This is a genomic window from Kineococcus sp. NBC_00420 (genome assembly GCF_036021035.1).
GTDB lineage: Bacteria > Actinomycetota > Actinomycetes > Actinomycetales > Kineococcaceae > Kineococcus.
Genome location: NZ_CP107930.1, coordinates 5191894 through 5213114 on the forward strand (window position 1 = coordinate 5191894; position 21221 = coordinate 5213114).

Sequence of the window (21221 nt, forward strand, 5' to 3'; positions counted from 1 at the left end):
GCGCATGACCACTCGCGTCGGCATCAACGGATTCGGTCGCATCGGCCGCAACTTCTTCCGCGCGGCACTCGCGCAGAACGCGGACTTCGAGATCGTCGCGGTCAACGACCTCACCGACGCGAAGGCCCTGGCCCACCTGCTCAAGCACGACTCGATCCTCGGCAAGCTCGCCGAGGACGTCCGGGTCGAGGGTGACTCCATCGTCGTCGGCTCGAAGACGATCAAGGTCCTCGCCGACCGCGACCCCGCCAACCTCGGCTGGGGCGCGCTGGGCGTCGACGTCGTCGTGGAGTCCACCGGGTTCTTCACCGACGGTGAGAAGGCCAAGGCGCACCTCACCGCCGGCGCCAAGAAGGTCGTCATCTCCGCCCCGGCGACCAACAACGACGTCACCCTGGTCATGGGGGTCAACGACTCCGCCTACGACGGCGCGAAGCACTCGATCATCTCGAACGCGTCCTGCACCACGAACTGCCTGGCCCCGCTGGCGAAGGTCCTCGAGGACTCCTTCGGCATCGAACGCGGTCTGATGACCACGATCCACGCCTACACCGCGGACCAGAACCTCCAGGACGGCCCGCACAAGGACCTTCGTCGCGCCCGCGCCGCGGCCCTCAACATCGTGCCGACCTCGACCGGTGCGGCCAAGGCGATCGGCCTGGTCCTGCCGCAGCTCAAGGGCAAGCTCGACGGCTACGCGCTGCGCGTCCCGGTCCCGACCGGCTCGGCGACCGACCTCACCGTCACGCTGGCCCGCGAGGTCACCGTCGACGAGGTCAACGCCGCCTACCAGGCCGCCGCGGACGGCCCGCTCAAGGGCTACCTCGTCTACTCCGACGAGCCGCTGGTCTCCACCGACATCGTCACCGACCCCGCGTCGTGCATCTACGACTCGGGCCTCACCAAGGTCAACGGCAACCAGGTCAAGGTCGTCGGCTGGTACGACAACGAGTGGGGCTACTCCAACCGCCTCGTCGACCTCGTCAAGCTCGTCGGCTCCTCGCTCTGAGGTCCTGACACGTCGGCCCGGGCACTCGCGTCACGAGTGCCCGGGCCGTCGTCCGTCCGGATCCGGGCAGTCACGCGAAAGGAACACCCGTGAAGACGATCGACGACCTCGAGGCCCAGATCGGCGGCTGGGCCGGCAAGCGCGTCCTCGTGCGCAGCGACCTCAACGTCCCCCTCGACCAGTCCGGTGACGCTCCCGTCATCACCGACGACGGCCGCATCCGCGCCTCGGTGCCGACGTTGCGTCGTCTCCTCGACGCCGGTGCCCGCGTCGTGGTGACCGCGCACCTCGGCCGCCCGAAGGGCGCCCCCGAGGCCAAGTACTCCCTGGCGCCCGTGCACGCCCGCCTCGCCGAGCTGCTCGAGGGCGTCTCCGTCGGCTTCAGCCCCGTCACCGTGGGCCCGGAGGCCAAGGCCGCGGTCGACGCGCTCGCCGACGGCGAGCTCCTCCTCCTCGAGAACATCCGCTTCAACGCGGGCGAGACCAGCAAGGACGACGGGGAGCGCGGCGCCTTCGCCGACGAGCTCGCCGCCCTCGCCGACGCCTTCGTCTCCGACGGCTTCGGTGCGGTGCACCGCAAGCACGCCAGCGTCTACGACGTCGCGCGCCGGTTGCCGCACGCCGCCGGTGGCCTCGTCGCCACCGAGGTCGAGGTGCTGAAGCGGCTCACGACCTCCCCGGAACGGCCCTACGCCGTCGTCCTGGGCGGCTCGAAGGTCTCCGACAAGCTCGGCGTCATCGACAACCTGCTCGGGTCGCTGCTGAGCGAGGGCGATCGCCTCCTCGTCGGCGGGGGGATGGTCTTCACCTTCCTCAAGGCCCAGGGGTACGAGGTCGGGACCTCGCTGCTCGAGGCCGACCAGCTCGACCGCGTCGCGCAGTACGTGCGGACCGCGAAGGACAAGGGCGTCGAGCTCGTCCTGCCCACCGACGTCGTCGCCGCGACGGCCTTCGCCGCGGACGCCGAGCACGACGTGGTCGCGGCGGACGCCATCCCCGCCGACCGCCTGGGCCTCGACATCGGCCCCGACTCCGGCGCCGCGTTCGCCGCCCGCCTCGCCGACGCGCGCACGGTGTTCTGGAACGGCCCGATGGGCGTCTTCGAGATGGAGCCCTACGCCCACGGCACCCGCGCCGTCGCGCAGGGCATCGTCGACTCCGGCGCCTTCAGCGTCGTCGGCGGCGGGGACTCCGCGGCCGCGGTGCGCAGCCTCGGCTTCGCCGACGAGCAGTTCGGGCACATCTCCACCGGTGGTGGAGCGAGCCTGGAGTACCTGGAGGGCAAGCACCTGCCCGGCCTCGACGTGCTCGACTGACCCGCCCGAACCGACGAGACGAAGGATCGACGATGACCCGCACCCCGCTGATCGCCGGGAACTGGAAGATGACCCTGGACCACCAGCAGGGCACCCTGCTGGTCCAGAAGCTGGACTGGACGCTGAAGGACGCCAGGCACGACTACTCGGCCGTCGAGGTCGCCGTGCTGCCCTCCCACACCAGCCTGCGCACGGTGCAGACGCTGATCGAGGGGGACAAGCTGTCCCTCAAGCTCGGCGCGCAGGACGTCTCCGAGCACGACTCCGGGGCGTACACCGGTGAGGTCTCGGGCGCGATGCTCGCCAAGCTCGGCGTCGCCTACGTGGCCGTCGGGCACTCCGAGCGTCGCCAGTACCACGGCGAGGACGACGCGGTCGTGCGGACGAAGACGGCGAAGGCGCTGGCCAGCGGGCTGACCCCGATCGTCTGCGTCGGCGAGGCCCTGGAGATCCGCAAGGCCGCGCAGCACGTCGAGTTCACGGTCGGGCAGGTCACCCAGGCGCTCACCGGGCTCACCGCGGAGCAGGTCGCCGGTCTCGTGCTGGCCTACGAACCGGTCTGGGCGATCGGCACCGGCGAGGTCGCGACGCCCGAGGACGCCCAGGAGGTCTGCGCCGCGCTGCGCGCCGCCGTGGCCGAGCAGTTCGACCAGGCGACCGCGGACGCCGTGCGGGTCCTCTACGGCGGCAGCGTGAAGCCCGCGAGCATCGCGGCCATCATGAAGCAGCCCGACGTGGACGGTGCGCTGGTCGGCGGGGCCAGCACCGACGCCGGGGACTTCGCCGCGATCGTCCGCTTCCGCGACCACCCCGCGTGACGAATCTGCGGGAACACCGCCAGTGATGGCTTAGGCTGACCGGTGTGAGCGTGCTCCGCATCGTGCTGCAGGTCATCCTGGGGATCTCCAGCTTCCTCCTGACGCTGTTGATCCTCCTGCACAAGGGCAAGGGGGGTGGGCTGTCCGACATGTTCGGTGGCGGCGTGACGACGAGTCTCTCCGGCTCGAGCATGGCCGAACGGAACCTCAACCGCTTCACGGTCGGTCTGGGACTGGTCTGGTTCGCCACGATCGTCACCCTCGGCCTCGTCGAGCGGTTCACCAACGAGTTCTGACCGGCCAGCACCGCAGCACGGCATCCACCGAGACTGAAGCAGGAAGAGGACCGACGTGGCAGGTGGCAACGCCATCCGGGGCAGCAGGGTCGGCGCGGGCCCCATGGGCGAAGCGGAACGCGGGGACACCGCGCCCCGCATCCGCATCTCCTACTGGTGCGCCAACGGGCACGAGACGAAGCCCAGCTTCGCCGAGGAGTCCGGGGTCGAACCGCCCGAGACCTGGGACTGCCCGCGGTGCGGGTTCCCCGCCGGCACGGACCGGGCCAACCCGCCCGCTCCGTTGAAGAACGAGCCGTACAAGACGCACCTGGCCTACGTGAAGGAACGTCGCTCCGACGCGGACGGCGAGGCCATCCTCAACGAAGCGCTCGACTCCCTGCGGGCCCGCGGTCTCATCCGCTGACCTGTCGAACGAGAGAAGGCCCCCTGCGGTTCCCGCAGGGGGCCTTCTCTCGTCCTCGGTGGTTCAGAGGTCGGAGGCCGCGGCCTCGTCGACGAGCCAGAGCGTCCGCTCGGTCCCAAAGACCCCCGCCGCGGGGGTCTCGGAGACGTCGCCGGCCGCGACCCCCCGGGCCACGGCGGCCGCCTTCTCGGCCCCGGCCGCCACGAGCCAGACCTGGCGGGCGCGGGCGATGGCCCCGAAGGTGAACGACACCCGCAGCGGCGGCGGCTTCGGGGACTCCCGGACCCCGACGACGCTGGAGTCGTCGCGACCCAGCCCGGGGTGGTGCGGGAACAACGACGCGACGTGACCGTCGGGCCCCATCCCCAGGAGCAGGACGTCGAACGCGGGCACCTCGGCCCCGCCCCCGAAGGCCAGCAGCTCGGCCGCGTAGCGGGCCGCGGCCGCGTCGAGGTCGTCCCCGTCCGGACCGTCGGTGGCTGGCGGCAGGTGCACCGTGGCCGGGTCCAACGGCAGCACGTCGAGCAGTGCGTCGGCGGCCTGGGTCGCGTTGCGCTCCGGGTCACCGGTCGCGAGGAACCGTTCGTCGCTCCACCACAGGTGGACGCGGGACCAGTCGACGCTGTCGCGCGCGGGGGAGGACCCCACCGCGGCAAGCGCCTTGCCCCCGATGGTGCCGCCCGTGAGCGACACGTGCGCGATCCCGCGTTCGGCCTGGGCGTCCGCGATGGCCGCGAGCAACCGGCCGGCCGTCGCGGCGGCCAACAGGTCCGGCGTCGCGTGCCGGACGACGAGCGCCCGGGTCACGCCGTGGCCTTCTTCGCGACGGCCCGCTTGCGCGGAGCCGCCTTCTTGGCCGCCGGGGTGGGGCTGACCGGTGCCGCGAGCGTCAGGTCCCCGCTGCGTTCCGGCTCCGGCGGGGCGCCCTTCATGCTGCGCGAGACCTTGGCCGACTGCTGCTCGGCGGCGGCCTGGCGCTTCGCGGCGGCCGCCGGGGTCGAGAGCTTGCCGGCGGTCTGCGCGTCGCGGACGGACATGACCTTCTTGTTGACCTGGGGCAGGCCGTCGGCCAGGACCTCGCCGTAGACGTCGTCCGGGTCGAGACGGCGCAGCTCCTCGGACAGGCAGTCCTTGACCAGCCGACGCGCCAGCGACAGCCGGCGGTCGGGCTGGCCGGGCTGGGTGAGGGTGGCGACGCTCTGCTCCGGCCGGATGAGTTCCACCGCACCGGACTTGCGCTCCAACCGGACGCTCTGCACCCCGGTCCCTCGCTTGGTGCGGGCCCGTACGACGGGCGCCTTGAGCTTCGCCGCGAGCCACGCCGCGAGGAGTTCGGTGCTGGGGCTGTCCGGGGCACCGGCCACCGTGATCGAGGTGACCGGCTCGTAGGGCGGCTGGTCCAGCGCGGCCGCGAGCAGCGCACGCCAGTTGGTCAGCCGCGTCCACGCCAGGTCGGTGTCACCGGCCCGGTAGCTGGTGCGGCGGGAGTCCAGCGCCTTGGCCGGGTCCCTCGCCTCCGCGGAGTCGGTGATCCGGCGCTGCGCGATGGCCCCGATGGGGTCGGTGCGCAGGTCGTCGGGCGCGGTCCCGGGCCAGTACGCCACGATCGGCGCGTCGGGCAGCAGCAGGGAGACGATGGTCGTCTCCCCGTGCTCGACGAGCGGGCCGTAGGCACGCAGCACGATGACCTCGCTCGCGCCGGCGTCGCCGCCGACGCGGATCTGGGCGTCGAGGCGGGCCGCACCGCGCTTGTTGCCGCGAGCCAGCACGAGCACCCGGCACGGGTGCTCGCGGCTGGCCTCGTTGGCCGCCGAGATGGCGTCCTCGGCGTGGGCGTCGTCGGTGATGACGACGAGGGTCAGGACCCGGCCGAGCGCGACGGCCCCGCCGGAGTCCCGCAGGTCGACCATCGCCTTGTTGATGGCGCTGGTCGACGTGCTGGGCAGGTCGATGATCACATCAGCTCCTGGTGGGTCTGGCTCACGGGCGCCGCCACTGCCGGCCGGACCGTTCGAGCATGGCGTCGGCCGAGGCGGGACCCCAGTTGCCCGACGCGTAGGGCTCGGGCTTGCCGTTCTTGGCCCAGAACTGCGTGATCGGGTCCAGGACCTTCCACGACAGCTCGACCTCGGTGTGGCTGGGGAAGAGCGGCGGGTCACCCAGCAGCACGTCGAGGATGAGGCGTTCGTAGGCCTCGGGGCTGGACTCGGTGAAGGCGTGGCCGTACCCGAAGTCCATGGTCACGTCGCGCACCTCCATGGCCGTCCCGGGGACCTTCGACCCGAACCGCATGGTGATGCCCTCGTCGGGCTGCACCCGGATCACCAGGGCGTTCTGCCCGAGTTCCTCGGTGGCGGTCTTCTCGAAGGGCAGGTGCGGGGCGCGTTTGAAGACGACCGCGATCTCGGTCACCCGGCGCCCGAGCCGCTTGCCGGCCCGCAGGTAGAACGGGACCCCCGCCCAGCGGCGGGTGTCGATCTCGAGCTCGATCGCCGCGAACGTCTCCGTCGTCGAGGTCGAGGGGATCCCGTCCTCGTCGAGGTAGCCCTTGACGAACTCCGAACCCTGCCAGCCCGAGGCGTACTGGCCCCGGGCCGTCGACTTCGCGATGTCCTTGGCCGGACGCACGGCGGAGAGGACCTTGGCCTTCTCCGCGCGCAGGTCGGCGGCGTCGAAGGAGACGGGCTCCTCCATCGCGGTCAGCGCCAGGAGCTGCAGGAGGTGGTTCTGGATGACGTCGCGGGCGGCGCCGATCCCGTCGTAGTACCCCGCGCGGCCACCGATGCCGATGTCCTCGGCCATGGTGATCTGCACGTGGTCGACGTGGTTGGCGTTCCAGAGCGGCTCGAACATCTGGTTGGCGAAACGCAGCGCCAGGATGTTCTGGACCGTCTCCTTGCCGAGGTAGTGGTCGATGCGGAACACCGAGTCCGGCGGGAACACGTTCTCGACGACGGCGTTCAGCTCGCGCGCCGACTTGAGGTCGTGCCCGAAGGGCTTCTCGATGACGACGCGTCGCCACTGGTCGCCGTGCTGGGCGCTCAACCCGCTGCGCGCCAACTGCTTGGCGACGACGGGGAAGAACCGCGGCGGGATCGACATGTAGAACGCGTGGTTCCCGCCGGTACCGCGGACCCGGTCGAGGTCGGCGACGGTCGTGGCGAGCTGGTCGAACGCCTCGTCGTCGTCGAACTCACCGGGGACGAACCGGAAGCCCTCGGCGAGCTGGGCCCACACGGACTCCCGGAAGGGGGTCCGGGCGTGCTGGCGCACCGAGTCGTAGACGATCTTGCCGAAGTCCTGGTCGACCCAGTCGCGACGGGCGAAACCCGTCAGCGCGAAACCGGGGGGCAGCAGGCCCCGGTTCGCCAGGTCGTAGATCGCGGGCATGAGCTTCTTGCGCGCGAGGTCACCCGTCACGCCGAACATCACCATGCCGCACGGACCGGCGATCCGCGGGAGCCGACGGTCCCGCGGATCGCGCAGCGGGTTCTCCGCGTGCGTCACCCGCGTCGGACTCACTGGGCGTCGACCTGCGTCTTCACTCGCTCCAGCTCGTCGGTGACGGTGGTGAGCAGCTCGCCCCAGCTCTTCTCGAACTTGTCGAGACCGTCGGTCTCGAGGAACTCGACGACGTCGGTGTAGGAGACGCCGAGACGCTCGAGGTCGTCGAGGACGGCCTGGGACTCGCCGTAGGAACCGCGGATGGTGTCCCCGGTGACCTCGGCGTGGTCGATGGTCGCCTCGAGCGTCTTGCCCGGCATCGTGTTCACGGTGTTCGCGGCGACGAGCCCGGTGACGTAGAGGGTGTCGGGGAGGTCGGGGTTCTTGACCCCGGTCGAGGCCCACAGCGGACGCTGCGCGCGGGCGCCGGACTCCTTGAGGACCTGCCAGCGCGGGGTCGAGAAGACCTCCTCGTAGGCCTGGTAGGCCAGGCGCGCGTTGGCGAGACCGGCCTTGGACCGCAGAGCCTTGGCCTCGTCGGTCCCGATCTCCTCGAGACGCTTGTCGATCTCGGTGTCGACGCGGGAGACGAAGAAGGAGGCGACCGACTCGATCTTGGAGATGTCGTGGCCGTTCTGCTTGGCCTGCTCGAGCCCGGTGAGGAACGCCTGCATGACGGCGCGGTACCGGTCGAGGGAGAAGATCAGGGTCACGTTGACGCTGATGCCCTCGGAGATCGCGGTGGTGATCGCGGCGAGACCTTCGACGGTCGCGGGGATCTTGATGTAGAGGTTCTCGCGGTCGACGGCCTTCCACAGCTTGCGCGCGGAGACCTCGGTGCCGGCGGTGTCGCGCGCCTGGCGCGGGTCGACCTCGAGGGAGACGCGGCCGTCGAGCCCGTCGGTGCGGTCGAAGACCGGCTTGAGCACGTCGCACGCCTTGCGGACGTCCTCGGTGGTGATCTGGAAGACGGCTTCCTCGGTGTCGGCGCCGGCGGCGACGAGTTCCTTCACCTGGTCGGTGTAGCGGTCGCCCTTGCTCAGCGCGCTCGCGAAGATCGTCGGGTTCGAGGTGACGCCGAGGACGCCGGCCTCGACGAGGCGGCCGAGTTCACCGCCGTCGGTCAGCTCGCGGGAGAGGTCGTCCAGCCAGACCGACACGCCGTGTTCGTGCAGGGTCTCGAGGTTGTTGCTCATGAGGTGCTCCGTTCCATCGTCCACTGGGTGGGTGGGCGCCGGGACGGCGCCCGCAGAACCCCGGGGGTCGCAGGTCGCAACCCCCGGGGGTGGATCACTGCAGTCCGGCGAGGGATTCCTGCGCCGCCGAGAACACGACGTCGTCGGTCAGGCCGAACTCGCGGTAGAGCACGCCGGCGGCCGCGGAGGCGCCGTAGTGCTCGATGCTCACGATGCGACCGGCGTCGCCGGTCAGGTCGTGCCAACCCTGAGCGATGCCGGCCTCGACCGCGACGCGGGCCTTGACCTGCGGCAGCAGGACGGTGTCGCGGTAGGACTGCGGCTGCGCGTCGAACCACTCGCGGCAGGGCATCGAGACGACGCGCGTCGGGACGCCCGCCTCCTCCAGCTTGGCGCGGGCGCCGACGGCGATCTCGACCTCGGAACCGGTGGCGATGAGGATCACCGACGGCGTCGCGGTGGAGGACTCGACCAGGACGTAGGCGCCCTTGGCGGTGCCTTCGGCGCCGCCCCAGCCCTCCTGAGACCGGTCGAACGTCGGCAGGTTCTGGCGCGAGAGCGCCAGGCCGGCCGGACGGTTCGTCGTCTCGAGGATCGTCTTCCAGGCCCAGGCGGTCTCGTTGGCGTCACCGGGGCGGACGACGTCGAGGCCGGGGATGGCGCGCAGCGAGGCGAGGTGCTCGATCGGCTGGTGCGTCGGACCGTCCTCGCCGACCCCGATGGAGTCGTGCGTCCAGACGAAGGTCACCGGCAGCTGCATGATCGCGGCCAGACGCACCGGGGGGCGCATGTAGTCGCTGAAGACCATGAACGTGCCGCCGTAGGGGCGGGTGCCGCCGTGCAGCGCGATGCCGTTGAGGATCGAGCCCATGGCGTGCTCACGGATGCCGAAGTGCAGCGTGCGCCCGTAGGGGTTGCCGTCCCAGGTCTTCGTGGTGCGGTTGAGCGGCAGGAAGCTCGGCTCGCCCTTCATGGCGGTGAGGTTGGACTCGGCCAGGTCGGCCGAACCGCCCCAGAGCTCGGGGAGGGCGCTCGCGAGGGCGCTCAGCGTGTCGCCCGAGGCCTTGCGGGTCGCGACGGACTTGCCGGCCTCGAAGACGGGCAGCGCCTTCTCCCAACCGGCGGGAAGGGTGCGGGTCCGCATCCGGTCGAAGAGCTCGACGCGGTCGCCGGCGCCCTTGCGCCAGGTGTCGAACGCGCCCTGCCACTCCTCGTGCAGCGTCTTGCCGCGCTCACGGGCGGCGCGGGTGTGCGCGAGGACGTCCTCGTCGACCTGGAAGGTCTGCTCGGGATCGAAGCCGAGGACCTCCTTGGTCGCCTTGACCTCGGCCTCGCCGAGCGCGGAACCGTGGGCCTTGCCGGTGTTCTGCGCGTTGGGCGCGGGCCACGCGATCAGGGTGCGCAGCACGATGATCGAGGGCTTGGAGGTCTTGGCCTTGGCGGCCTCGATCGCGGCGTGCAGACCGGCGACGTCCTCGGTGTAGGGACCTTCGCCGCCGTTGGTCCAGTCGATGGTCTGGACGTGCCAGCCGTAGGCCTCGTAGCGTTTGCCGGTGTCCTCGCCGAGCGCGATCGCGGTGTCGTCCTCGATGGAGATGTGGTTCGCGTCGTAGATGACGACGAGGTTGCCCAGTTCCTGGACGCCGGCGATCGCCGAGGCCTCGGAGGTGACGCCCTCCTGGATGTCACCGTCGGAGGCCAGGACGAAGATGTTGTGGTCGAACGGGCTCGTGCCCGGTGCGGCCTCGGGGTCGAACAGACCACGCTCACGACGGGCGGCCATGGCCATCCCGACGGCCGAGGCCAGACCCTGACCCAGCGGGCCGGTCGTCATCTCGACACCGGCGGTGTGTCCGTGCTCGGGGTGCGCGGGGGTCTTCGAACCCCAGGTGCGCAGCGCCTTGAGGTCGTCGATCTCCAGGCCGTAGCCGGCCAGGTACAGCTGGATGTACAGCGTCAGGCTGGAGTGCCCGCAGGACAGCACGAAGCGGTCACGACCGACCCAGTCCGGGTCGGTGGGGTCGTTCTGCAGCAGTTTCTGGAACAGCAGGTAGGCCACCGGCGCGAGGCTCATGGCGGTACCCGGGTGTCCGTTGCCGACGCGCTGCACGGCGTCCATCGCCAGGACGCGGACGGTGTCTACCGCCTTGTCGTCGAGGTCGCTCCACTCGAGGCTGGGCTGGCTCACGTGTCTCCTCCCGTGCGAACCAGCTGACCGACCAGCGCCGGGATGGCGGTGGAGGACCGGCCGTGGTCCGCTCTCTGTCTCCGTCGTTCGTCGCCACCGCGTGCGGTGCGACGTCCCGAGGCGTTCGTCTGTGTGCGGCTCCTCCGTCCCGACACGACGGGCGCGGCGGGAGGATCACCGAGAGCGAGCCTACTCGTACGGGACTCTGGCGCAGCTCGTGAGGGTGGCGCACCGGGAGTGCTCAGGGGCCTCGTGCGAGGCACCGTCGCCGACACGGGAGGCGGCGCCGCGTACGACACTGCGTAGCAGCGGCGTAAGCTCGTGCTCGCCCGTTGTCGCCTCGCCCTGAGGACACTGTGACCGTCGCCGACCCGCGTCTGACCGACGCCCCCGCGCACTCCCGGACCAGCTTGCTGGGCCGGCGCCGCAAGGGGCGTCCTCCGCGTTACCCCCGGGTGGCCGCCTACGTGGCGCTCACCAAGCCGCGCATCGTCGAGCTGCTGCTCATCACGACCATCCCGGTCATGCTCTTCGCCGCGGGTGGCCTGCCCTCCGGCTGGCTCATCCTGACGACGTTCGTCGGGGGAGCGCTGTCCGCGGGCTGCGCGAACACGCTCAACTGCTACTTCGACCGCGACATCGACGCGTTGATGAAACGCACCGAGAACCGACCGCTGGTGACGGGTCTGATCTCGCCGAACCAGGCGCTCGTCTTCGCGACGGTCCTGGGGCTCGCCTCGACGGCGATCTTCGTCGCGTTCGTCAACGTCCTCTCCGCGGCGCTGGCGCTGCTCGCGATCCTGCTCTACGTCGTGGGCTACACGCTGCTGCTGAAGCGCCGGACCTCCCAGAACATCGTCTGGGGCGGGGTCGCGGGGTGCATGCAGGTGCTCATCGGCTGGACCGCGGTGCGCGACTCCCTGGACTGGGCGCCCTTCGTGCTGTTCGGCGTGATCTTCCTCTGGACCCCGCCGCACTACTGGCCGCTCTCGGTGCGCTACCGCGAGGACTACGCCAACGCCGGTGTCCCGATGCTCCCCGTCGTCGCGAAACCCACGACGGTCTCGCGCCAGATCGTGCTCTACACGATCGCGATGGTGCTCTGCTCGTTGCTGCTGGTGCCGCTCGGGAACGCCGGTGTCGTCTACGGGGTGGCCGCGCTCGTGCTGGGCGTCGGGTTCCTGGTGCAGACGATCGGGTTGCACCGCAGGGCGACCCGCTTCGAGCGGGAGACCGGGGGGCGTGACGCCGGAACGCTGGAGCAGCTGAAGCAGATCTCCCCGATGGGGGTCTTCCACGGTTCGATCACCTACCTGACGCTGCTGTCGATCGCCGTCGCGGTCGACCCGTTCGTGAGCGTTGGTTGGCCGTTCTGAGGGCCTGACCGGACGAACGACGAAGCCGCCGTGGACAGCGTCCACGGCGGCTTCGTCCGTTCTGGCGCCGCGGCCGCGGTGGGCCGGGCGGGGTGGGATCGTTGCCTCCCCGAGGACGCCTGGTGACGTCGGGGAGGCAACGATCCCGCGGGCGGGCGGGCGGGGGCCCGTCTCATTCCCAGCGGAACCAGCGCGCGCAGGCCAGGCCCGCGACGAGGCCCCACGCGGCGAGGACGAGCAGCGGGACGACGGCGACCGTGCCGGTGGCGAGAGCCTGCCGGACGGCGGTCCCCAGGGCCCCCGAGGGCAGCACCCCGGCGAACGCGCCGAGCGGGGACGGCAGCACCAGCCCACCCCCCGCGAGCAGCAGCACCCAGACGAAGTTGGCGACGGCGAGGGTGCCTTCGGCGCGGACCGTCCCGGCCAGCAGCAGGCCCAGCGACGTGAACGCCGCGACGCCGAGGAGCACGGCCGGGACGGCCGCGGCCAGGGCGGCGGCGTCGGGGGACCAGCCGAGGAACAGCGCGATGACGCCGAGCACGACGACCTGGACCACCACGACGGCCAGCACCGAGAGGACCTTCCCCACGAGCAGGCCCGAGCGCGCCAGCGGACTGGCCGCCAGCAGGCGCAGCACGCCGTTGCGCCGGTCGAACCCCGTTCCGATGGCCTGCCCGGTGAAGGCGGTGGAGACCACCGCGAGGGCCACGACACCCCCCAGGGCCAGCGCCGGGCGGTCGCCGGAGCCGAGGTCGAGGGAGGTGACGCGGGTGACCCCGACGAGCACCAGGGCGGGCAGGAGGAGGGTCAGCAGCAGCTGCTCGCCGTTGCGCAACGAGACCTTGGTCTCGAACGCGGCCTGGCGCAGCACCCGGCGGGCCAGCGGCGCCGCGGTCCCGGCGGGCGTGAAGTCGAGGGTCGTTGCACCGGACGTCATCGCAGGGTCCTCCCGGTCAGGTCGAGGAAGACGTCCTCGAGCGTCCGGCGCACCGGTCCGACCCCCTCGGCGAGGACGTCGTGGGTGGCGCACCAGTTGGTCACGGTCGCCACGACCCGCGGGTCGACGTCGATGCCGCTGACCAGGTACCGGCCGGTGTCGACCTCGGAGACGTCGGCGCCGACCGGCAGCGCGCGGGCCAGGGACTCGGTGGGCAGTCCCGGCCGCGAGCGGAAGGCCAGCGAGGCGGGACCGCGGGTGAGCTCGTCGGGGGAGCCGGTGGCGACCGCCCGGCCGTGGTCGACGACGACGACGGAGTCGGCGAGGCGTTCGGCCTCCTCCATGAGGTGGGTGGTGAGCACGACCGCCACCCCCGCGGCCCGCACCTCGCGCACGACGTCCCAGACGGCGAGCCGCGCCTGCGGGTCGAGGCCGGCGCTGGGTTCGTCGAGGAAGACCAGCTCGGGCCGGCCCACGAGCGCGCAGGCCGTCGCGAGCCGCTGGCGCTGGCCGCCGGAGAGGCGGCGCACGCGGGTCTTCGCGAAGGAGGTGAGCCCGAGCCGCTCGGCGAGGGCGTCGACGTCGAGGGGGTCGGTGTGCAGCCCGGCGAGGTGGCGCAGCGCCTCCAGGGCCCCGACGCCGCTGGGCAGCCCGCCGTCCTGCAGCATCACCCCGACCCGCGGCCGCAGGGTGGCCGCGTCCGCGACCGGGTCCAGTCCGAGGACGCGGACGGTGCCGGAGTCGGCGCGCTGCAGCCCCTCGCAGATGCCGACCGTCGTCGTCTTGCCCGCCCCGTTCGGGCCGAGCAGGGCGGTCACGCGACCGCGTTCGGCGCGGAAGGACAGGCCGTCGAGCACGGCGGAGCCGCCGGGGTAGGTCTTGCGCAGGTCGCTCACCTCGACGGCCGCGTCCTTGCGGAAGTCGCCCAGGGTCAGGGGTGAGGGGGAGCCGATCGCCACGAGGGTTGAGTCTACGAGCCCGGGTAGTAGCCGCTGGACCACGTGGGCCAGGTCACCCCGCGGGGTGGTTGGGCGAGCGACGGCCAATTAGGTAACATGGGTGTTGTGCAAATGGTGAGGCCGACCTTAGTTGGTGAGGACGCACGGACCCGTACCCGGGTGCGGGCGACCGTCGCCGAGTTCGGTCCCGTCACCGCCGCCCGCATCGCCGAGCTGCTGGGTCTCACGGTCGCCGCCGTCCGGCGCCACCTCGACCCGATGGTGGCTGAAGGGGTGCTCGAGACCCGGGAGCCGCGTGCGGACGCCCGCCGCGGCCGGGGCCGTCCCGCCAAGGACTACGTGGTCGGCTCGGCCGGGCACGACGCCCTGCCGGCCGGCTACGACGACCTCGCGCTCTCGGCCCTGGCCTACCTCGCCGAGGTCCAGGGACCGCAGGCCGTCGAGGACTTCGCGAACCGGCGCTTCGCCGCGCTGGAGCACTCCCTCGCCGGTCTGGAGGGGACGGTGCCCGAGCGGGTGCAGGCCCTCGTCGAGGCGCTGGCCGCCCAGGGCTACTCGGCCAGTTCGCGCCCGGCGGCGCGGGGAACAGCCACCGAAGGGCTCCAGTTGTGCCAGGGGCACTGCCCGGTGCAACGGGTCGCCGAGTCCTTCCCGCAGCTGTGCGAGGCCGAGCGGCGCACGTTCGAGCGGATCCTCGGCACCCGTGTCCAGCGGTTGGCCACGCTCGCGCACGGCGACCACGTCTGCACCTCGTTCGTACCGCTCGAGGCGCTGACCCAGAACCAGCACGACCCGCAAGACGACACCGTGGCCACCGCCACGGGGGACCAGACGGAAGGACGACGCTCGTGACCGACACCGTGTCCGACACCCAGACCACCGCGGGCCCGCCCGAACTCGAGGGCATGGGCAAGTACGCCTACGGCTGGGCGGACTCCGACGTCGCCGGCTCGACCGCCCGCCGCGGGCTCTCCGAGGACGTCGTGCGCAACATCTCCTCGCTCAAGAACGAGCCCGAGTGGATGCTCGCCCTGCGCCTCAAGGCCCTGCGCCTCTTCGGCCGCAAGCCGATGCCGAACTGGGGTTCCGACCTCAGCGGCATCGACTTCGACAACATCAAGTACTTCGTCCGCTCGACGGAGAAGCAGGCCACCAGCTGGGACGAGCTCCCCGAGGACATCAAGGCGACCTACGACCGCCTGGGCATCCCCGAGGCCGAGAAGCAGCGCCTCATCGCCGGCGTCGCCGCGCAGTACGAGTCCGAGGTCGTCTACCACCAGATCCGCGAGGACCTGGAGGAGAAGGGTGTCATCTTCGTCGACACCGACACCGGTCTGCGCGAGCACGAGGAACTCTTCCGCGAGTACTTCGGCACCGTCATCCCGGTGGGCGACAACAAGTTCGCGTCGCTGAACACCGCGGTGTGGTCCGGCGGCTCGTTCATCTACGTGCCCAAGGGCGTCCACGTCGACATCCCGCTGCAGGCCTACTTCCGGATCAACACCGAGAACATGGGCCAGTTCGAGCGCACGCTGATCATCGCCGACGAGGACTCTTACGTGCACTACGTGGAGGGCTGCACGGCGCCGATCTACCAGAGCGACTCGCTGCACTCCGCGGTCGTCGAGATCATCGTGAAGAAGAACGCCCGCGTGCGCTACACGACGATCCAGAACTGGTCGAACAACGTCTACAACCTGGTCACCAAGCGCGCCACGGCCGCCGAGGGCGCGACCATGGAGTGGGTCGACGGGAACATCGGGTCCAAGGTCACGATGAAGTACCCCGCGATCTACCTCATGGGCGAGCACGCCAAGGGCGAGACGCTGTCCATCGCCATGGCCGGTGAGGGTCAGCACCAGGACGCCGGCGCCAAGATGGTCCACGCGGCGCCGTACACCGCGAGCTCGATCATCTCGAAGTCGATCGCCCGCGGCGGTGGCCGCACGTCCTACCGAGGGCTCATCCAGGTCCTCGAGGGCGCGCACCACTCGGCCTCCACGGTGCGCTGCGACGCGCTGCTGGTCGACACCATCTCCCGCTCGGACACCTACCCCTACAACGACATCCGCGAGGACGACGTCGTCATGGGTCACGAGGCCACGGTCTCGAAGGTCTCCGACGACCAGCTCTTCTACCTCATGAGCCGCGGCATGGCCGAGGACGAGGCCATGGCGATGATCGTGCGCGGGTTCATCGAACCCGTCGCGCGGGAACTGCCCATGGAGTACGCGCTGGAACTCAACCGCCTCATCGAACTGCAGATGGAAGGGGCCGTCGGCTGATGACCCTGCTCAACGAAGCCCTCGACGAGAGTCGCGCCGCTCAGCAGGGCGACACCACCGGGGCTCACAGCCACGGTGGCGGGACCGTCCCCGAGGCGTCCCGCGCCGAGCGCAGGACCTCCTTCGACGTGGCCGACTTCGTCGTGCCCACGGGTCGCGAGGAGGAGTGGAAGTTCTCGCCGCTGCGTGAGTTCGGCCCGCTCTTCGAGGCCGTGGACGCGGTCGCCGGGAACGCTGCGAGCGTCGAGGTCTCCGGCCCCGCCGTCGTCGAGCACCGCACCGGCACCCTCGCCGAGGTCGGCGCGGGGTCGGCGTTCGTGCCGGGTGACCGCGCCGCGGCCGCCGGCTGGAGCTCCACCGAGGTCGCGCACCTGGTGAAGGTGCCGGCCGAGGCCGAACTCGACGAACCCGTCCTCGTCACCATCCGCGGGGAGGCCGGTCGCACCACCGCCGGTCACGTCGTGGTCGAGACGGGGCACCACGCCAAGGCGCTCGTCGTGCTCTCGCACCTGGGCGGCGGCGCGCACCGCGGCAACGTCGAGGTCCGCGCGGGCGACGCCTCCGAGGTCACGGTCGTGTCGCTGCAGGAGTGGGACGCCGACGCGGTCCACATCGGCCAGCACGACGTGCGGGCCGGGCGCGACGCCCGCGTCCGCCACATCAGCGTCTCGCTGGGCGGCAAGGCCGTCCGGATCTCGGTGAACCTCAGCTACGCGGGCCCCGGCGGCGACGCCACCGCGCTCGGCGTCTACTTCGCGGGTGCCGGTCAGCACACCGAGCACCGCCAGTTCGTCGACCACGAGGCCGTCAACTGCAAGAGCTACGTGGAGTACAAGGGCGCGCTGCAGGGCCAGGGCGCGCACGCCGTCTGGATCGGTGACGTCCTCATCCGCGCCGCGGCCGAGGGCACCGAGACCTACGAGCTGAACCGCAACCTCGTCCTGACCGAGGGGGCGCGCGCCGACTCCGTGCCGAACCTCGAGATCGAGACCGGCCAGATCGTCGGCGCCGGCCACGCGTCCGCGACGGGTCGCTTCGACGACGAGCAGCTGTTCTACCTGCAGTCGCGCGGCATCACCGAGGACGAGGCCCGTCGACTGGTGGTCCGCGGGTTCTTCGCGAGCATCGTCGACAAGATCGGGATCCCGGACGTCTCGTCGCGTCTCATGACCACCATCGAACGCCAGCTCGCCGAGCGAGAAACCGTTGAGGAGAACTGAATGTCCACCCTGGAGATCCGCGACCTGCACGTGACGGTCGACGAAGCCGACGGCTCCGTGAAGGAGATCCTGCGCGGGGTCGACCTCACCATCAACTCCGGTGAGGTCCACGCCGTGATGGGGCCCAACGGTTCCGGCAAGTCGACGCTGGCCTACTCGATCGCGGGCCACCCCAAGTACACCGTCACCGGCGGCAGCGTCACGCTCGACGGCGAGGACGTCCTCGCGATGACCGTCGACGAGCGCGCCCGCGCCGGGATGTTCCTCGCGATGCAGTACCCCGTCGAGGTCCCCGGGGTCACCGTGTCGAACTTCCTGCGGACCGCGAAGACCGCGATCGACGGCGAGGCGCCCAAGCTGCGCACGTGGGTCAAGGACGTCAAGCAGGCGATGGACGACCTGAAGATGGACCCCACCTTCGCCGAGCGCAACGTCAACGAGCACTTCTCCGGCGGCGAGAAGAAGCGCCACGAGATCCTCCAGATGGAGCTGCTCAAGCCCAAGATCGCGATCCTCGACGAGACCGACTCCGGCCTCGACGTCGACGCGCTGAAGATCGTCTCCGAGGGCGTGAACCGCTCGCTCTCGACCGTGAACCCGGGCGTCCTGCTCATCACGCACTACACGCGGATCCTGCGCTACATCACGCCGCAGTTCGTGCACGTGTTCGTCAACGGCCGGGTGGCCGAACAGGGTGGTCCGGAACTGGCCGACGCCCTCGAGGAATCCGGTTACGACCGCTTCCTCACCCACGCCTGAGGAGGCCCTGGTGAGCGAGACAGAAACTTCGGCGACCACCACGTCGGCCAGCGGGCCGACGCCGGCGGCCATCGCCGACATCGAGGAAGCCCTCAAGGACGTCATGGACCCCGAGCTGGGGATCAACGTCGTCGACCTGGGCCTCATCTACGGGTTGACGGTCTCCGACGACAACGTCGCGACCATCGACATGACGTTGACCAGCGCGGCCTGCCCGCTGACCGACGTCATCGAGGACCAGACGCAGCAGGCCCTCGTCGACGTGGTGGCCGACCACCGCATCAACTGGGTGTGGATGCCGCCGTGGGGTCCCGAGAAGATCACCGACGACGGCAAGGACCAGTTGCGGGCGCTCGGCTTCAACGTCTGAGCAGGCACGCAGCACCACAGGGGCGCGGCACCGGGAAACCCGGTGTCGCGCCCCTCGTGCGTCTGCTTCGCTGACCCTCGTGACCGCCCACCCCGCCCCGTCCACCGCCCTCGTCCTCGGGGGCGGCGGCTCGACCGGCAACGCCTGGCTGATCGGCGTCGTGGCGGGGCTGTTCGAGGCGGGTCTCGACGTCAGCGACGCCGACCTGACGGTCGGCACCTCGGCCGGGGCCACGGTTGCGGCACAGCTGGCCGGGGCGACCCCCACGGAACTGCTGGCCGCCGCGCTCGTCCCCCCGCCCACCCGCACCGGGGGCGGACCGGGCCGCCCGGTGAGCGACCACCTGCAGCGCCTCCGTGACCTCATCGCCGGGTCGCAGGATCCGGCCGACATGCGTCGGCGGCTCGGGGCCGCAGCGTTGGCGACGGACTCCGACGCCTCCTGGTCGGTGCAGTGGCGCGACACCGTGGCGGCCCGGTTGCCCCGCCCGGACTGGCCGCAGCGCAGACTCCTCCTCACCGCGCTCGACGCCCGCACCGGCGAGGGGTTCACCTTCGACCGGAACTCCGGGGCGGACCTCGTCGACGCCGTCGCGGCCAGTTGTTCCAGCCGTCTCCCGTACCGGATCGGGGAGGACCGCTACCTCGACGGCGGCTACCGCCGCAACGAGAACGCCGACCTCGCCGCCGGGTACGACCGGGTCCTCGTGCTCTCACCGCTCGGCGGCAGGACCCTGCACCCGCCGGCCTGGGGGATGCAGCTCGCGGCCCAGGTCGAGGAGCTCGAGGCGGGCGGGAGCCACGTCGAGACGGTCGTCCCCGACGTCGAGCACGAGCACCTCTTCGGCGCGAACGCGATGGACCTCTCGCTGCGCCCGGCCGCGGCGCGGGCCGGTGCCGCACGGGGCCGCGATCTCGCCCACCGCCTCGGCGCCTCCTGGGCGCAGCGCGGGACCCGCTGAGCCCGCGGGCCCGGGGGTCTCAGAAGCGGAAGGTCGAGACGAGGCTCTGCAGGTCGCTCGCGACCCGGGAGACGTCCTGGCTGGTCGTCGCGGTGTGCCCGGCGGAGTTGGCGGACTCCACGGCGCCCTGGGCGATGCCGGACATGGTGGCGGAGATCTCGCCGGCGCCGGCGGAGACCTCGGTGACGTTGCGGACCATCTCCGACGTCGTGGCGGACTGCTCCTCGACGGCCGCCGCGATGGTCGACTGCAGCGCGTCGATGCGGGCGATGACCTCGGAGATCTCCGCGATCGCCGCCCCGGCGGCGGTCGCGTCGGCCTGCGTCGAACCGACCTTGGCGACGATCTCCTCGGTCGCGCGGGCCGTCTGCTGCGCGAGTTCCTTGACCTCCTCGGCGACCACGGCGAAGCCCTTGCCCATCTCCCCGGCGCGGGCGGCCTCGATGGTGGCGTTCAGGGCCAGCAGGTTCGTCTGCCCGGCGATGGAGGTGATGAGCTTGACGACCTCGCCGATCTCGCGGCTGGAGACCGCGAGGCGGGTGAGGGTCTCGTCCGCGGCCTGGGCGGCGACGACGGCGGTGCCGGCGACCTGGCTGGCGTCGGCGGTGGAGGCCGAGATCTCGCGGATCGCGGCGGTCATCTCCTCGCCGGCGGCGGCGACGGTCCCGATGTTCGCGGAGATCTGCTCGGTGGCCGCGGAGACGACCTGGCTCTGGTGCGAGCTCTCCTCGGCGCCGGCGGACATCTGGGTGGCGACGGTGGTGAGCTCCTCGGCGGAGGCGGCCAACGTGGAGGAGTTCGCGACGATCTGGGCCATGACCGAGCCGAGACGCTCGGTGGAGGCGTCGAGGGCCTGAGCCATGACGCCGATCTCGTCCTTGCTGGTGAGGCCGACGCGCTCGTCGAGGTGCCCCTCGGCGAGGCCCCGCACGACCGCCACCACCCGGTGCAGGGGACGGGCGATGCTGCGGGCGATCACGGTGGCCATGACCAGCGAGGCCACGACGGCGACGGCGATGGTCGCGACCATGAGGACGGCGGCGCGGGCGTAGGCCGTGGCCCCGGCTTGCCGGGAGGCCTGCGCCGCGGCGAGCTCGCGGTCGTCCATCTCCCGCAGCTGCTGCTCCAGGGAGGCCTCCAGGGGCTTCACCGTCGCGTCGAACCGACCGCTGAAGGCGCTGGAGTCGAACGACTGGGCGATCCCCTCCAGGTCCTTGCGCGCCGTGAGGTACTGGGCGAGGGCCGTCTCGAAGGCGTCGAGCTGCGCCGGGGTCTGCACCGGGTCGGTGGCCAGGTAGGCCTTCCAGTCCGCGTCCAGGGCGGCGTCGGCGGCCCGCAGGTCGCCGGCCGCCGCCGTGGTGTGCGTGTCGTCGGAGGCGATGACGAGGTCGTCGAGGCTCTTCAGGCTCTGCACGAAGTCGGTCTGGACCTGCTGCAGGGTGCTGACCGAGACCACGCTGTTGGAGTACATGTCCTCGAGCCGGTGCTGGGCCGAGCGCAGGCCGAGGAACCCGACGGCCCCGACGGTGACGATCAGGACCACCACGACGGTGAAGCCGGCGAACAGCTTCGAGGCGACCCTCAGGTCCCGCAGACGCGACATGGCACAACTCTCCGCTCATGGGTCCCGCCGGAGGAGTCCGCAGGCTCTCCACCACCTGTCGGCAGTCGTCACCCTCGG

General features: G+C 71.3%; 20 protein-coding genes. 12 read left to right on the forward strand and 8 right to left on the reverse strand.

All coding sequences use genetic code 11. The features are described from left to right. Positions 1-4 precede the first annotated feature (4 nt). From gap to OG218_RS25360, 5 genes are all read left to right on the forward strand, one after another. Positions 5-1009 carry a type I glyceraldehyde-3-phosphate dehydrogenase gene (gap, locus tag OG218_RS25340; protein ID WP_328295986.1) on the forward strand — a complete coding sequence of 335 codons (1005 nt, stop codon included), beginning with the start codon at positions 5-7 and terminating at the stop codon, positions 1007-1009. Between the two features lie 89 nt (positions 1010-1098). Next, complete coding sequence (locus OG218_RS25345) at positions 1099-2325, forward strand: phosphoglycerate kinase (protein ID WP_328295987.1); 1227 nt, start codon at positions 1099-1101, stop codon at positions 2323-2325. Positions 2326-2357: 32 nt separating this feature from the next. Continuing rightward, positions 2358-3143: a triose-phosphate isomerase gene (gene tpiA, locus OG218_RS25350; RefSeq protein ID WP_328295988.1), complete on the forward strand. Its 786-nt coding sequence runs from the start codon at positions 2358-2360 to the stop codon at positions 3141-3143. Positions 3144-3187: 44 nt separating this feature from the next. After that, complete coding sequence (gene secG / locus OG218_RS25355) at positions 3188-3439, forward strand: preprotein translocase subunit SecG (protein WP_328295989.1); 252 nt, start codon at positions 3188-3190, stop codon at positions 3437-3439. A gap of 55 nt (positions 3440-3494) precedes the next feature. Continuing rightward, positions 3495-3845 carry an RNA polymerase-binding protein RbpA gene (locus tag OG218_RS25360; protein WP_328295990.1) on the forward strand — a complete coding sequence of 117 codons (351 nt, stop codon included), beginning with the start codon at positions 3495-3497 and terminating at the stop codon, positions 3843-3845. Positions 3846-3908: 63 nt separating this feature from the next. Here OG218_RS25360 and pgl read toward each other — a convergent pair whose 3' ends face one another. From pgl to tkt, 5 genes are all read right to left on the reverse strand, one after another. Further along, the gene (gene pgl, locus OG218_RS25365) at positions 3909-4652 is read right to left on the reverse strand and encodes a 6-phosphogluconolactonase (protein ID WP_328295991.1); all 744 of its coding nucleotides are present in this window, start codon (positions 4650-4652) and stop codon (positions 3909-3911) included. Continuing rightward, the gene (opcA, locus tag OG218_RS25370) at positions 4649-5803 is read right to left on the reverse strand and encodes a glucose-6-phosphate dehydrogenase assembly protein OpcA (RefSeq protein WP_328295992.1); all 1155 of its coding nucleotides are present in this window, start codon (positions 5801-5803) and stop codon (positions 4649-4651) included. The genes pgl and opcA overlap by 4 nt, the downstream gene beginning before the upstream one ends. 22 nt (positions 5804-5825) lie before the next feature. Continuing rightward, on the reverse strand, positions 5826-7367 hold the full coding sequence (gene zwf, locus OG218_RS25375; protein WP_328295993.1) for a glucose-6-phosphate dehydrogenase: 1542 nt from the start codon (positions 7365-7367) through the stop codon (positions 5826-5828). Next, on the reverse strand, positions 7364-8485 hold the full coding sequence (tal, locus tag OG218_RS25380) for a transaldolase (protein WP_328295994.1): 1122 nt from the start codon (positions 8483-8485) through the stop codon (positions 7364-7366). Before tal ends, zwf begins: the two co-directional genes overlap by 4 nt. A 94-nt stretch (positions 8486-8579) precedes the next feature. Then, positions 8580-10673, reverse strand: coding sequence for a transketolase (tkt, locus tag OG218_RS25385; protein WP_328295995.1), 2094 nt, complete (start codon positions 10671-10673; stop codon positions 8580-8582). A 377-nt stretch (positions 10674-11050) separates the two neighbouring features. On the opposite strand from tkt, the gene OG218_RS25390 reads away from it, so the two are divergent. Next, entirely contained in the window at positions 11051-12049 is a 999-nt protein-coding gene (locus OG218_RS25390; protein WP_380162091.1) for a heme o synthase, read from the forward strand. A gap of 172 nt (positions 12050-12221) precedes the next feature. On the opposite strand, the gene OG218_RS25395 is transcribed toward OG218_RS25390, so the two are convergent. Both OG218_RS25395 and OG218_RS25400 read right to left on the reverse strand, forming a co-directional pair. Next, complete coding sequence (locus tag OG218_RS25395) at positions 12222-12986, reverse strand: ABC transporter permease (RefSeq protein WP_328295997.1); 765 nt, start codon at positions 12984-12986, stop codon at positions 12222-12224. Further along, positions 12983-13945: an ABC transporter ATP-binding protein gene (locus OG218_RS25400; RefSeq protein ID WP_328295998.1), complete on the reverse strand. Its 963-nt coding sequence runs from the start codon at positions 13943-13945 to the stop codon at positions 12983-12985. Before OG218_RS25400 ends, OG218_RS25395 begins: the two co-directional genes overlap by 4 nt. A gap of 159 nt (positions 13946-14104) precedes the next feature. Here OG218_RS25400 and OG218_RS25405 point away from each other — a divergent pair, with 159 nt between their 5' ends. The 6 genes from OG218_RS25405 (at position 14105) to OG218_RS25430 (ending at position 19540) form a co-directional block, all read left to right on the forward strand. Further along, positions 14105-14797, forward strand: coding sequence for a helix-turn-helix transcriptional regulator (locus tag OG218_RS25405; RefSeq protein WP_328295999.1), 693 nt, complete (start codon positions 14105-14107; stop codon positions 14795-14797). Between the two features lie 53 nt (positions 14798-14850). Further along, entirely contained in the window at positions 14851-16230 is a 1380-nt protein-coding gene (gene sufB, locus OG218_RS25410; RefSeq protein WP_328296296.1) for a Fe-S cluster assembly protein SufB, read from the forward strand. Further along, entirely contained in the window at positions 16230-17450 is a 1221-nt protein-coding gene (gene sufD / locus OG218_RS25415; protein WP_328296000.1) for a Fe-S cluster assembly protein SufD, read from the forward strand. Before sufB ends, sufD begins: the two co-directional genes overlap by 1 nt. Beyond that, positions 17451-18209 carry a Fe-S cluster assembly ATPase SufC gene (gene sufC, locus OG218_RS25420; protein ID WP_328296001.1) on the forward strand — a complete coding sequence of 253 codons (759 nt, stop codon included), beginning with the start codon at positions 17451-17453 and terminating at the stop codon, positions 18207-18209. 10 nt (positions 18210-18219) lie between these two features. Continuing rightward, complete coding sequence (locus tag OG218_RS25425) at positions 18220-18579, forward strand: metal-sulfur cluster assembly factor (protein ID WP_328296002.1); 360 nt, start codon at positions 18220-18222, stop codon at positions 18577-18579. A gap of 79 nt (positions 18580-18658) precedes the next feature. Next, positions 18659-19540, forward strand: a complete 882-nt coding sequence (locus OG218_RS25430; RefSeq protein ID WP_328296003.1) for a patatin-like phospholipase family protein — start codon at positions 18659-18661, stop codon at positions 19538-19540. A gap of 19 nt (positions 19541-19559) precedes the next feature. Here the strand turns inward: OG218_RS25430 and OG218_RS25435 are convergent, their stop codons facing one another. Beyond that, entirely contained in the window at positions 19560-21143 is a 1584-nt protein-coding gene (locus tag OG218_RS25435) for a methyl-accepting chemotaxis protein (protein ID WP_328296004.1), read from the reverse strand. Between the last annotated feature and the right edge of the window lie 78 nt (positions 21144-21221).